This window comes from Vibrio sp. R11-SG3-ISO3-SZ (genome assembly GCF_059834345.1).
This window is the reverse complement of record NZ_JCBDGX010000037.1, coordinates 1-13,454: the sequence shown is the minus strand read 5'-3', so window position 1 is coordinate 13,454 and position 13,454 is coordinate 1. Positions and strand designations below refer to the sequence as shown.

Annotated in this window: 12 protein-coding genes; 6 read left to right on the top strand and 6 right to left on the bottom strand. The window is 49.8% G+C overall.

The window, feature by feature from the left end:
* Positions 1-119: 119 nt before the first annotated feature.
* Positions 120-1,088 (bottom strand): thioredoxin-disulfide reductase, encoded by a 969-nt coding sequence (gene trxB, locus AC6R1O_RS05030; protein ID WP_334552431.1) that lies wholly within the window; start codon positions 1,086-1,088, stop codon positions 120-122.
* Positions 1,089-1,474: 386 nt separating this feature from the next.
* Between trxB and AC6R1O_RS05025 the strand changes: the two genes are divergently transcribed.
* Positions 1,475-2,134 carry a 2OG-Fe dioxygenase family protein gene (locus tag AC6R1O_RS05025; RefSeq protein WP_500630407.1) on the top strand — a complete coding sequence of 220 codons (660 nt, stop codon included), beginning with the start codon at positions 1,475-1,477 and terminating at the stop codon, positions 2,132-2,134.
* Positions 2,118-3,353: a cysteine desulfurase-like protein gene (locus AC6R1O_RS05020; protein ID WP_500656582.1), complete on the top strand. Its 1,236-nt coding sequence runs from the start codon at positions 2,118-2,120 to the stop codon at positions 3,351-3,353. The genes AC6R1O_RS05025 and AC6R1O_RS05020 overlap by 17 nt, the downstream gene beginning before the upstream one ends.
* A 133-nt stretch (positions 3,354-3,486) precedes the next feature.
* Here AC6R1O_RS05020 and AC6R1O_RS05015 read toward each other — a convergent pair whose 3' ends face one another.
* The gene (locus AC6R1O_RS05015) at positions 3,487-4,311 is read right to left on the bottom strand and encodes a DUF2797 domain-containing protein (RefSeq protein WP_500656581.1); all 825 of its coding nucleotides are present in this window, start codon (positions 4,309-4,311) and stop codon (positions 3,487-3,489) included.
* A 219-nt stretch (positions 4,312-4,530) separates the two neighbouring features.
* Between AC6R1O_RS05015 and AC6R1O_RS05010 the strand changes: the two genes are divergently transcribed.
* Positions 4,531-5,829, top strand: coding sequence for a GGDEF domain-containing protein (locus AC6R1O_RS05010; RefSeq protein WP_500656580.1), 1,299 nt, complete (start codon positions 4,531-4,533; stop codon positions 5,827-5,829).
* A 5-nt stretch (positions 5,830-5,834) separates the two neighbouring features.
* Here the strand turns inward: AC6R1O_RS05010 and AC6R1O_RS05005 are convergent, their stop codons facing one another.
* Genes AC6R1O_RS05005 through AC6R1O_RS04995 form a run of 3 tightly spaced genes read right to left on the bottom strand, consistent with a single transcriptional unit; the run spans position 5,835 to position 8,681 of the window.
* The gene (locus tag AC6R1O_RS05005) at positions 5,835-6,647 is read right to left on the bottom strand and encodes a SanA/YdcF family protein (protein ID WP_500637923.1); all 813 of its coding nucleotides are present in this window, start codon (positions 6,645-6,647) and stop codon (positions 5,835-5,837) included.
* Positions 6,620-6,949, bottom strand: coding sequence for a DUF3392 domain-containing protein (locus tag AC6R1O_RS05000; RefSeq protein WP_500627734.1), 330 nt, complete (start codon positions 6,947-6,949; stop codon positions 6,620-6,622). Before AC6R1O_RS05000 ends, AC6R1O_RS05005 begins: the two co-directional genes overlap by 28 nt.
* A gap of 43 nt (positions 6,950-6,992) precedes the next feature.
* A complete protein-coding gene (locus AC6R1O_RS04995) occupies positions 6,993-8,681 on the bottom strand; it encodes an NAD-dependent malic enzyme (protein WP_500656579.1) in 1,689 nt (562 codons plus the stop codon).
* 178 nt (positions 8,682-8,859) lie between these two features.
* On the opposite strand from AC6R1O_RS04995, the gene AC6R1O_RS04990 reads away from it, so the two are divergent.
* The 3 genes from AC6R1O_RS04990 to AC6R1O_RS04980 all read left to right on the top strand — a co-directional run bounded on the left by AC6R1O_RS04990 (position 8,860) and on the right by AC6R1O_RS04980 (position 12,521).
* Positions 8,860-11,190, top strand: a complete 2,331-nt coding sequence (locus AC6R1O_RS04990) for a DEAD/DEAH box helicase (protein ID WP_500656578.1) — start codon at positions 8,860-8,862, stop codon at positions 11,188-11,190.
* Positions 11,191-11,392: 202 nt separating this feature from the next.
* Complete coding sequence (locus AC6R1O_RS04985) at positions 11,393-11,770, top strand: transporter (RefSeq protein ID WP_334552424.1); 378 nt, start codon at positions 11,393-11,395, stop codon at positions 11,768-11,770.
* An 82-nt stretch (positions 11,771-11,852) separates the two neighbouring features.
* Positions 11,853-12,521 carry an outer membrane beta-barrel protein gene (locus AC6R1O_RS04980; protein WP_500633796.1) on the top strand — a complete coding sequence of 223 codons (669 nt, stop codon included), beginning with the start codon at positions 11,853-11,855 and terminating at the stop codon, positions 12,519-12,521.
* A gap of 135 nt (positions 12,522-12,656) precedes the next feature.
* Here the strand turns inward: AC6R1O_RS04980 and AC6R1O_RS04975 are convergent.
* Positions 12,657-13,454: aromatic amino acid transaminase (locus AC6R1O_RS04975; RefSeq protein WP_500656577.1), on the bottom strand; the 798-nt coding region annotated here is incomplete at its 5' end.

The following is a 13,454-nucleotide window of genomic DNA, read 5'->3' as shown; positions in this document are numbered from 1 at the left end:
TAATGAGAATTATTATTTTGATTTAAGCCGCGCATTATACAAAAGAAAACCTCGCGGGAATACCGCGAGGTTTTAGGGATTTGAGATAAGCGCCAAAAAGCGCCACAAGCGATTGGCCGTTAGGCTGATTGCGTATCCGCGAGTCCATCCAGGTATCGCTCTGCATCTAACGCTGCCATACAGCCCGTTCCCGCAGAGGTGATCGCTTGACGGTAATTGTGATCCATCACATCACCTGCTGCAAAAATGCCAGGGATGCTGGTTTGGGTCGCGTTCCCCTCTAGACCCGATTTCACCACGATGTAGCCATCTTTCATTTCAAGCTGATCAGCGAAAATGGCGGTATTGGGTTGGTGACCGATGGCGATAAATGCCCCCATTACGTCGATTTGCTCAACCGCATCGGATTGGGTGTCCTTGATGCGTACGCCTGTTACGCCCATGTCATCGCCAACGACTTCTTCAAGAGTACGGTCGGTGTGCAGCACAATATGGCCGCTTGCCACTTTATCCATCAAGCGTTTGATGAGGATCTTTTCCGCTCGGAACGTATCGCGGCGGTGAATCAAATGCACTTCAGAGGCGATGTTGGATAGGTACAGCGCTTCTTCAACCGCGGTGTTACCACCGCCCACGACCGCGACTTTCTGGTTACGATAGAAGAAACCGTCACAGGTCGCACAGGCGGAAACACCGCGCCCTTTAAACGCTTCTTCTGACTCCAGACCAAGGTATTTTGCCGACGCGCCAGTAGAGATAATAAGAGCATCACAGGTGTAGTGACGGCTGTCGCCTTTGAGCGTAAATGGACGCTGACTGAAATCCACTTCATTGATGTGATCAAACACAATCTCGGTTTCAAAGCGTTCTGCATGCTCTTTCATTCGCTCCATTAAACCGGGTCCGGTGAGACCTTCAGGATCGCCAGGCCAGTTTTCCACTTCCGTTGTGGTGGTCAACTGACCGCCTTGCTGCATGCCGGTAACCAGTACTGGGTTAAGGTTGGCTCGTGCGGCGTAAACCGCTGCCGTGTAGCCAGCAGGGCCAGAACCGAGAATGAGTAATTTACAGTGTTTTACGTCGCTCATTTGTGCTCCATCGCGGTGACGCTTATTGATTTTTAACTTCTCGATTATATGGGTCTAAGCACGGCGTTAACAAGGTCTGTCACTGGAATAAATGGTTATAGATTAGATCAACAAGGGTGGAGTGTGGGCGCAAAAACAGTCACTAACTCTTTGATTACAAGCATCCTCTCCAATTTGACTAGTGAACCGTGCTGGTTTTCTCATCTTCCTTTGTTATCAAATGGTTTACTTCACTAACTATTAACCATTAATTGGATAAAAATGTTGTATTGTCAATATTGTTGGATGTAAATGCCAAATAAATTTGATTTAACGGGATATGTGCGCAAATAATAAATGTAAAATATATGTTATAAAAATTGCAGTGTATCTTCATTAAGGAGTCGATGATGCTACATAACCATGAAACAACCCTACAATTAACTCAGCTTAGTGAGAAGGCGATTCAACAACTAGCGCCTTCCTTTTCCCATCTTCCGCACACTGAGCACGCCGATGGTCAGTATCGTCTGCGTCGCTACTCCGTGGTAGCTTTTCGTGATGGACAAGTGGTTGATCTGGATAAGCATGAGTTTATGCAAACCAACGATATCAACCGTTTTCAAGGGGATGTAGTGCGTCAATTCGAACCCATTGAAGCCTCGACCTTGCAAAGTGATGGCATGAGAGAGATCTGTGAGGTGTTTGTCGAATCGAACGGTTTGGCCAATGGTCAGGAGATCGAAATTCATCAAATCCGTATTTCTGCGGTTTACGACGAAACCCAAGTGGCGCCAGAGGGCGTCCACCAAGATGGCTTTGACCATATTGCGATGGTCGGGATGGGCCGCCACAATATCGAAGGGGGTGACATCATGCTCTACAACAGCTTCAATGAAGCGCCGTTTTTTAGAAAAACCTTACAAAGCGGTGAAGTGGCGATGCTGGCTGACAACAAACTTTGGCACAATGCGACGCCGATTCGCACCGTGATAGAAGGAGAAGAAGGGCATATGGATGTGTTTGTGTTGACGGCAAAGGATGCGGTAAATGAACTTCACTCCTAATTTAGTCCGCTCACAATTTGGTGCCTTAAATCAGATCCACAACCAATTGCCAGTCATCTTTCTCGATGGTCCGGGCGGCTCACAAGTGCCATTTTCGGTTCTGGAAGCGATGCAGGGTTACCTTGGTCAATACAACGCCAATTTGGGTGGACACTATTTCTCCAGTCAGCACACGACCTCGTTGATGGCCAAAGCGAGGGAGGCCGCCGCTGCGCTACTCAACGCGCCTTCGGCTGACAATATTGTCTTTGGGCCTAACATGACCTCGCTCACTTTTCAGCTTAGCCGGGCCATCAGCCGTGACTGGCAAATCGGTGATGAAGTGATTGTGTCAGCGCTGGATCACTATTCGAACGTCTCTAGTTGGCAGCAAGCGGCGCAAGATAAAGGCGCGGTGGTTCATCAAGCACGCGTCAATCAAGACGATTGCAGCTTAGATATTGACCACCTGTTCACGTTACTTTCACCGCAAACTAAACTGGTGGCGCTGACTTTGGCGTCGAACACCACCGGTTCTATTGTGGATGTCAAACGTGTCGTTGAGGCAGCGCAACAAGTAGGCGCTATGGTGTACGTTGACGCAGTGCATTACACGCCGCATCACTTGGTGGATGTGATGGCACTCGGTTGTGACTTTCTTGCCTGTTCCTCCTATAAGTTTTTTGGTCCTCATGTCGGCATAGCGTATGTGGCGCCAAAATGGTTGCAGGCACTCACGCCTTACAAGGTGGAGCCCGCAACAGACTTAGGCCCTGGTCGCTTTGAGACGGGTACGCAAAACTTTGAAGGCTTGGCTGGGCTGATTGCCGCGGTACACTATCTTGCTCAGTGGGGCGAACAAGGCGATTCGTTACGTGACAAATTGGTGGTTTCATTTCGTCAATACAATCAGCATGAAACGGCGCTCAACGAGCGTTTTCTCTCTCGTTTGGATGAGCTACAAGGTGTCACCTTGTGGGGGCGGACTCATGCGAGCAGTGAGCTGCGCACGCCGACCTTTGCCTTAACCTTTGATGAGTTTACGCCAGAAGAGGTCGCGAAACGTTTGGGTGAGCGCAACATTTGTGTCTGGAGCGGCCATTTTTATGCACTGGGTCTGGTGAAGCAATTAGGGCTTGAAGCCAGTGGTGGTGTATTGCGTGTCGGTTTTATGCACTACAACACGCTACAAGAAGTGGATCTGTTTTTTGACGAGCTAAAACGCATTCTCAATCCATAGCACATCGCCACACCATCCTTACGAAAAAAGCGCCAAAGGGCGCTTTTTGTACGTTGGGCACGATTCTTACGTTGGGAACAATGACTATGCGATCCACTCATCATTAAGTCTGCTAATGCGGTTGGGGAAGTGATTATGCACTCACTTCCACTTCGTAAGAGGTGAATTTACGAATATTGATCACACCTGTGTCAAAAATCATGTATTGACCTTTGATGCCTTGTAGAACGCCACTCACGACAGGTTCTTTGTCAAAGTTGTGCGAGGTGATCTTAGTCGGGTGCTCTGTCACGGGGTAGTGAATCGGAGTTATCTGGCTCGGTAGCACCTCAATCGCGTCGTCACCAAATTGTTGTTTGATCTCGGCGATCTTCTCTTCAACCAGCGGCAGTAGCTCGGCAAACTTCTCTTCCAGCGCTATTGGGGCACCGTCTTCTTTAAGCAGGGTTCGCCAGTTGGTTTTATCAGCAATGTGTTTGGCCAATTCCACTTCAATCAGACCAGAAATATGGCGAGTTTTCACTTTAAATATGGGAAGACCTTGCGTGGCCCCTTGGTCAATCCAGCGGGTTGGGATCTGGGTGTGTCTGGTAATACCCACCTTGAGACTAGAGGTATTGGACAGATACACATAGTGATCGACCATGCAGTTCTCTTCGCCCCACTGCGGCTCACGGCAGGTGCCTTGATCATAATGGCAGGTTTCTGGCTTCATGATGCACATATCACAACTGGCCAGTTTTTTCATACAGACAAAGCAGTGACCTTGTGAGTAACTTTTTTTGGTTTTCTTGCCACACGAACAGCAAAAGATGTTTCCAGTGTGCGTTAGGGTCAGCGTTTGACCGATGAGTGGGTTGAGTGCGACAGATGACTCACCGACAGGCAGTGAGTATTGGACTTGCTCTCCCAGCGATGCCGTCATTTTGCTGAGGGTGCCTTTTACGATTAGTGACATGACATTACTCTGTTTTATTTTTTATCCGCATGGCTTACGCCAAATACGTGTTCGGCCTGAGTGTAACAGAAAACAGGATGGGATTCTTGCTACCATTTTTCGCGACATTGGCCGAGATTCTCGGGCGAATGTGTGACATTGAGTCAAGGATAATGTCGCATTGTGGTAGAGTCTGTCTCATACTTTATTGACTCTTTTCGTTGTAGCTATGGGTGTAGATTGAAAGCGATCCATAAAACGGTATTTGGCCTTGTGGTGCTGACCTTAGTGGTGGTGTTGCTGTATGGGAGATATGGTGACCGGCGAGTGTTAGCCGTGACGCCCGATGCGTATTCGTTTTATCCGACCAGTGATCAAGGCCAAGGCGGACGCTCTCAAGCATCGTTGGCGACAGAGTATCAGCGCAGCGTACTCCAATGCAAAATTCGCTCATCGGAGAAATACCGTTGGCCCTATTGTGGCGTCGCTATTCATATTGATAGCCAGCCTGATGTCGGGCTTGACCTGACCCATTATCACACCATCAAACTTGCTGTTTCACTCACAAATCAAGAGGGTGAACGTGTGCCAATGCGCTTTTATTTGCGCAATTTTAATCCAGCCTATTCAACCATCGAAGATGAGTATACTCACAAATACAATGGGCTTGAGTTTCTGCCACCTGATTCTGCGCAAGAGATGACATTACCCAAAGCCAATTTACAAGTGATGACGTGGTGGCTGGCGGATTTGGATATTCCTATTGAACATGCCGCGCCTGAGTTTACCAATGTGAATCGAATTGAGTTTGCCACCGGGTCAGGCATGGACGAGGGCGACTACACTCTGGTGATTGAGCGCATTGAATTCATCGGGGAGTATGTCTCTGGCGAAACCTTGATGGCGCTATTGTTGGCCTGTTGGGTGGGCTTAGCACTGTCTTACAGCATGTACGAAATTAAGCGAAGTCGCCTTGCCATTCAACGAGTCAAAGCGCGCCAACATCACTTACACGCGATGAACCAATCGTTGCGCGCTAAGAACATCGAGTTTGCCGAGCTTGCGCATCGCGATCCCCTTACCGGCGCGATGAATCGCCACGCGATCCGAGATTGGCTCAACAAGCATTATGATGATCTGCCGATAGGCGGCAAAGTGTTGTCGATTCTCTATTTGGATATTGACCATTTTAAACAGGTCAATGATGAGCATGGCCATGCCATTGGCGATGACATTTTAAAAGAGTTTACTATGGTGCTGCTGGCGTCGCTCCAAGCAGAGCAGCGTTTGGTTCGTTGGGGCGGCGAAGAGTTTGTGGTGTTCTGTCCGGGGATGAATGTGCTCGACACCTACGAACTTGGCGAGCGGCTACGACGTAAAGTTGAGGCGCACATTTGGGTGCACGGTGATCCGCTCACCACCAGTATTGGTGTGGCAACACTGGGCGAAGAGCGCACCAATGAGATGTTGATTCGTGCGGATGAAGCGCTCTATAAAGCCAAGCGCAGTGGGCGGAATCGTGTTGAACTGAGTGAGTAGTGGCGTTATTGCGCTGATTCTGCGTCGCTGCCCGCTGCATCTAGATACTCGAACAGCGGTTCGTCGAAGTCGTCACTCTCTACCTGTTGTTCGACGGGCTCGGCGCTGGCCATAATTGGCTCTTTGGGGCCAAGAAATTTAGGCTTGGCGTTAGTGATGTAAAGGTCCAACACCGCTTTTGCCCGCGCAAACACTTCTCTTAAACGCACCTTAGATCCCGATTGATCCGATGGGCCTGCGACGGCATAACAGCGGGCGTTGATTTTGTGATAGTTGGCGATGAACAGCGCGCGTTCACAGTGAAATTTCTGGGTGATGATTAAGAAGTTATCGGTATCGAAAATCTCCTTGGCACGCACCACAGAGTCAAGGGTTCGAAAACCCGCGTAATCGAGAAAAATGTGGTTTTCTGGAACGTTAGCGCGCAAAAGATCGCGTTTCATTGTCCAGGGCTCGTTATACGAACGGTGGGCATTGTCACCGCTGAGCAAAAAGTTCGATACTTTACCTTGATCATAAAGAGCGATCGCGGCGTCAATACGGTTGATGTAGTATGTGTTGAGTATTTTACCGAGGTATTTGCTCGTCCCGAGAACCACGGCCACATCAAATTGGTCAATTTGCTCCGCGCTGGTAAACAACTGCTCGCGAGTTTGCATCGATACCCAACGATCGATCGCGACTAACGCGATGGCGAGCGCAATCGTGGCCAATAGCAGCCATTTCACCAGTGATTTGATAATTCCCAGTGTGTGTTCGGTGGTTGAGCGGCGGTGAAACAGTTTACGCACTAAATTTGTCGATTCCTTTGAGCCCATAATCCTATGATGATGAAACAGAGTATCACGATGGAAAACATCATCCCAGGTTGGAGGTTTCTCAGTGTCATATTGAGGTAAGGCGTTGCTTTTACGATGATTAAGCCGTAACCAAACGCATTAATCAAGATAAACACTCCGGTGCGGATTAAGAAATGGTAAGGGCGTAACCAACGTCTCAAAAGCGCGTTAATATCACCACCGCCCATGACGAGCAAACAGGCGATGAGTGCAGTGGATATTTCACTGAGGTAGGGCAAAAGCCCGCGACCCAATGGGTCAAGATAGTTAAATACAATCATCATAAATAAAAGCGCCCCTGCTGAGCAGAGGCGTTGAGACGGGTTAGAATGCAGTACGTTTGTAGCGGCGGTAAACTGGCTGCCAGAAACTATTATCAATCGCTTCTTCTAGCGCTTCGTCAGTAATCTCAAGGGCGACCCCTTGTTCAATGGCTTTTTTACCCACGGCGAAGGCAATCTTCTTCGATACAGAATGAATCGCTTCGAGCGGCGGTAGCAGCGCCCCTTGACCATTAATCGCCAGCGGTGAGCAGGTCGCCAATGCGCGGCTTGATTCCATCAGCATTTCGTCTGTCACTCGCTTAGCTTGTACGGCAAGGACACCCAAGCCGATGCCTGGGAAGATATAGCTGTTGTTGCACTGTGCGATCGGGTAGGTTTTGCCGTCCAACACCACCGGCGCAAACGGGCTACCTGTTGCAACCAGTGCTTCACCATTTGTCCAGCGAAGGATGTCGTTTGGGGTTGCCTCAACGCGGCTTGTTGGGTTCGACAGTGGGAACACAATCGGGCGAGGGCAGTGCGCGTGCATCTCTTTGATCACTTCTTCACTGAACAGCCCTGGCGCGCCTGAAACGCCGACCAGCACGGTCGGTTTGGCGTTGCGCATCACATCAAGCAGCGAGAAGCCGGTCCCTTCAGATTGCCACGCTTTGGTGTTGCTGTGTTTTTGTACCAAACGCTGTTGGAAATCGAGTAGATTTGGCATGCCTTCTTGAAGTAGGCCCCAACGGTCGACCATGTAGACTTGAGAGCGCGCTTGTTCATCAGAAATCCCTTCAGAGACCATTTGCGCGATGATCGCTTCAGCAATGCCGCAGCCAGCCGAACCTGCGCCTAAGAAGGTGACGCGTTGCTCAGAGAGTTTGCTACCAGCTGCCTGACACGCGGCCAACAACGAGCCCACAGTGACGGCTGCAGTGCCTTGAATGTCATCGTTAAAGCAACACACGCGGTTTTTGTATCGTTCAAGCAGTGGCATTGCGTTCTTTTGTGCGAAATCTTCAAACTGAATCAACGCGTCAGGCCAGCGGCGGGCGACGGCTTGCATAAATTCTTCAACAAATGCGTCATACTCAGCGCCAGTAATGCGCGGATGACGCCAGCCCATATACATAGGGTCAGCGAGGCGTTGCGGGTTGTTTGTACCCACATCTAATACGATCGGGAGCGTGTAGGCAGGGCTGATGCCGCCACACGCAGTGTAGAGCGCCAATTTACCAATTGGAATGCCCATGCCGCCAATGCCTTGGTCGCCCAAGCCGAGGATACGTTCGCCATCGGTCACCACGATCACTTTGACATTGTGGTTCGATGCATTGTTGAGGATATCATCAATGCGATCTCGATTGGCGTAAGAGACGAACAAGCCTCGTCCGCGACGGTAAATATTGGAAAAATTCTCACATGCTGCCCCAACGGTTGGGGTGTAGATGATCGGCATCATCTCTGAGACATGATTTTGCACCAAGCGGTAGAAGAGCGTTTCATTAGTGTCTTGAATGTTGCGCAAGTAAATGTGCTTATCCATGTCATTTTCGAAGCTTTTGTACTGTTGGTAAGCGCGTTCAACCTGTTCTTGAATGGTTTCCGTGGTTTCGGGAAGTAAACCTTCTAAGTTAAAAGAACTGCGTTCTTCTGCGGTGAACGCACTGCCTTTGTTGAGCAGAGGAGTGCTAAGAAGTGCTGGCCCTGCAAAAGGGATATAGAGTGGGCGTTTATCGTTATTCATCACATGCCTATAAGTAGGGTGTTGGCCAATGGACCTTTGGAACTAGGAACCTGAAAATGATAGGGATTCGCAAACCTAAAGTAAACCGAATATTAAACGCACGCACAGAGGGTGTGAGGTTGGGCTTTACCTCGATGCTCGTTATACTCACCCCTTTTACTATCAGCGCTCATCAACTATGTCATCGTTACCCATTGATCACTTAAAAACCGAGTTTCTCAAACGCATCCAGCACACGGATTTGGTGGTGGAAGCGCAAACTGGATCGGGAAAATCGACCCGTTTGCCTCTGTGGCTCAGTGAACTAGGTCGAGTGCTAGTTGTCGAGCCAAGGCGCATTGCCTGTACCTCGTTAGCGCAGTTTCTTTCAACCACTACCGAGAGTGAGCTTGGTAAAGAGATAGGCTATGCCATAAAGCTAGACAACCGCTACGACGACAAGACAAAAGTGGTGTTTGTCACTCCGGGCGTCGCACTGCGTTGGTACAGTGAGAACCAACTGGCCGATTTCGATTACATTGTTGTGGATGAATACCATGAGCGTCGCTGGGATACCGATTTACTGGTTGCCTTGCTTCGCCGCCCAAGAGCGCAAAAACTGGTGGTGACGTCAGCCACGCTGGATGGTGAAAAGCTTGCGCGTTACCTCAGCGCCGAACGTGTATCGGCAGAGGGTCGAGTGTATGAGGTCTCCCTTTGTCATCGTGCCACTCACTCGCAACAGTTGCCAGATGGACGTCGGTTAGACGAGCGAGTGTTCGAGGAGGTAGCTGCGATGCGCGATCTCGATGGTGACATTCTGGTGTTTCTACCCGGGCGTAAAGAGATTGCACAATGCGCCAGCCGACTTGCGCAATTAGAGCAGATTATCGTTGCGCCCTTGCATGCGTCTGTTACTGATCATCAACGAGATGTCGCCTTGACGGTACAAGCCAAGAAAAAGATCGTGCTGGCGACCAATGTGGCGGAAACGTCGTTGACCATTGATAACATCGGGCTCGTCATCGACAGCGGACTTGAGCGCAGAACCGAGCAACGCAATGGTAAAACGACCTTGAGTTTAAAAGCGATCTCAAAAGCGAGTGCCAAGCAGCGAGCGGGGCGAGCAGGGCGCGTGATGGAGGGCGTCTGTGTGCGTTTGTATGGTGAGCATGCAGCGCTGATTGAGCACACACCACCAGAAATGCAGCGTGAATCCCTGACCGAAGCCATGTTAGCGGCGGCGGTGTGCGGCAAGCCTCTGTCACAGTTGGATTTTTTAGAGCCACTACCAGAACGTTCGCTGAATCAAGCGGCGTCACTTCTTCGCGCGATGCAAGCGGTGGATGAGAAGGGTGTGACGACGGAGCACGGTAAGCGACTCTATCCTTTGCCCATTGACGCACTCTATGCCGACCTTGTCTCACGTATGCAGAAAAGAGCACTCAAAGAGGCGATGATTGACATGACCGCAGTGCTTGCCACGCCGGCTTCACTGTACAAACTGACTGCAGATGAGGAGCGCCTAAGTAAGTTGGATCAGCAAGAGCCGCTAGGCTGTGATGGCGCCTTGGCCATTGGGTTAGTGCGTGGTAAGCGATATACCGGAGTAGAAGTCGATGCCGCTGCTCTTGACGAAGCTCAGCGGTTATCCATGCAAATGCGTGAGCTGTTTGAATTACCTCAACTTGAGGTGGCTTCTCGCTATCAACACAGCGAGCTGATTGCGGAAATCGCTCGCTTGCACCCAGAGCTCGCGTTTGTGCGTCGCTTAAAACGACCAGACGCATTCGCTAATGGTGAACTGGAGGTACAGCTGCCTCGCCAGCACCGCCAGAAAGCGCAGACGCAGGGGGCTCTGGTCTTAGATACGCACAGCTTACCGGGGCGAGGCGTCAAACAAACGCTGAATCTGGCAACGTTTATTCTGCCTTTGCCGTTAGACACCTTTGCGACGTTAAATCTTGGTGAGTGGCGAGAGGGTGAAGTAGTGGAGGGTGATCAAACCCAAGTCACCCTTGAGCTGGTGTATGCGGGAAGAGTCGTGGCTGCTCGACTTGAAGAAGCGACAGGGGCACTGGCGATGACGCCGCTCATGGACGCGGTGTATGCACAGCGAGTGTTGCCAGGGTTTGCTCACAAGATGACCAAAGCGATCAAGCATTACGTACTCTACCAACAGTTGGCGGGTGAGGTGGCGCCAGCGGTGACATTTGACTCTTGGTTCCGAGAACAGCTGGCGTTACTTGAACTGTCGAGTGTCGAAGAGCTCGCCCTATTTAGTGAAGACGACTTCGCGTTCGAAGGTATTCCGTATTGGGAGTATGAAGAGTTTGCTCAGGCGTATCCGTTTGAATGTTACCTCGGTGATTTAAACCTGCGTGTCGAATACTACCCGACAAGAAAATGTGTTGAGGTGATTTATGACTCGGGATTGAGGAAAGGCGACCCAAAACGTTGGGAGTTGCCAAAGTGGCAAGGGTGGCGCGTTCAATATCGCAAAGCAAGTCGAGTCGTCGACATTCGCTAGGATAAATTTCGCTGCTGAAAATATTTCTAGCCAATATCCAGCTTGTCTCGCTCTTGTACAGCAATTGTTACCGTATTGCTTTTTATATAGCCGTTTTAAACGAAATAGAGCTATAAAAGACCAATCTTCTATATCCTATTGCTATATGCAACCGAATCATTGATATTGAGTGGAACGTGTTGCCATGTGTACGGGGGATGATATGGAACATCAAAATAGCGCAAGAGTAGAATTTGACTACACGTCGTTCTTAAGTGCCTCATGCAGTAAAAAGTGGACATTTCTCGAAGCGATGAGCACTTTTGCCCCGATCTTTAGCCTTGCATGGAAAGACACCATCAAAGAGACGGTATCGGTTGAGGATAGGCTGTGGGACAACGCGCTAAAATCACTCTCGGCAAATCGCAGTGATGAATCCAATATTGTTATCCTGTTGGAACTCGCCAAGCTCGAAGGGATATCTGAACTCAAGTTGGTGATGCCCTACGAATTGGAGCCGTCTCAGATCGAGCGAGTGTGTCGCCAGTCGCATGCTAAAATCGAATCTAATCAACAAGATGAGCTGATTATTACTTTGTAGATCAGGCGCACGCAGCCATGATGAAATTTGCGCTATAGTGAAAACACTGAGTGAATACTTTCATGGAGCGTAAGTAGTAACAATGAAACGCCATCTCACATCTTCTCTTCTCGCTAGCCTTGTCGCTTTGCCGATGAGTGTATGGGCGGAATCTTCACCGTCAGCGCCTTCTTCAAACTGGCACAACCACTATGATTACTTGGGTGCCTACCTCAGTGCTGGCTCAATGGATCAATCTGACGCCGATAGCAAAGTGACCGATCTCACCGTCGCTGGCCGCTGGGCTGTCGGGGAACACTGGTTTACTCAGCTCGATTACTCCGCGCGTTTTTTGCACCCAGACGACATCACCACTAACCTTTATACCCTTCTGCCAGGCGTCGGCTATCGTATTGCGGCCAGTGACAAACTTGATCTGTTTGCAATGGGTAAGTTTGGCTACCTCTGGGCTTCGCAAACCGATGATGCGACGGATGATAAATTTTACAGCGATCATACAGGCGTATGGGGCGCAAGTGTTGGTGCTCAATATGCGCTATCGACACATTGGAAATTGGAAGGGCAGGCGCAGTTGACGCGCAGTAACATTGTTGACGAGCAGAGCTATTCCATTAGTGCGCATTATCGCATCAGTCAACGTTTCGTTCTGGGCGGCTTTTACACTTATCGCGATAGTGATTATGATACTGCAAGCCAAGCCGGTAGCGCGCAAACTAACGAAGCGGGCGTGTCACTGCGATTTCTGCTCTAGCTTAGGCGACTATCCCGCAAAATAAATCGCTTATCGAGACGCGAGCATTTGGCAAACTAGCTGACCGATAAACCCCACAAACAAAAATAGCCAGCGTATCCGCTGGCTATTGTCTATCAACTTATGAATACCGAATTAAAGTACGGCAGCGATTCCCTGACAAAGTGGCAGCATGTTTGAACGTGTCATGCCTGCAACGCTGATGCGGCCAGAGCCGACGATGTAGATAGCAAACTCATCTTTTAGGCGCGCGACTTGCTCTTTACTTAGGCCAGAGAAAGAGAACATGCCGTTTTGACGTTCAATGAAGCTGAAGTCAGCATCGACGCCTTGCTCTTTCAACGTCGCAACAAACAGTTCACGCATCGCTTGAATACGGTCGCGCATCTCTTTCACTTCCGCTTCCCACTCGGCACGAAGCTCGGCGTTGCCAAGAATGTGCGTGACGACAGCACTGCCGTGTGCAGGTGGGTTCGAATAGATCGAACGGATGATGGCTTTGACTTGAGAAAACGCAGTTTCAGCGATTTGCTCGGTTTGTGCAACTAAGGTGAAAGCACCCACACGCTCGTTGTACAGACCAAAGTTTTTAGAGAACGAGCTCGCGACCAAAATTTCTTTGTTGTATTGAGCGAAAATACGTAGACCTTCCGCATCTTCTTCCACGCCTTTAGCAAAACCTTGGTAGGCAAAGTCAAACAGAGGGAGAAGTTGTTTTTCAGCAACCAGCTTTGCAAGAGTTTCCCACTCTTCCAATGTTGGATCGATGCCGGTTGGGTTGTGGCAGCAGCCGTGCAGCAGGACAACATCACCCGCAGATGCTTTTTCAAGATCGGCGAGCATTGCTGCGAAATCTTTGTCTTTAGTTTCGGCGTTGTAGTAGCTGTATTGCGCGGTTTCGATGCCTGCGGCGGTAAATACGCCGTTGTGGTT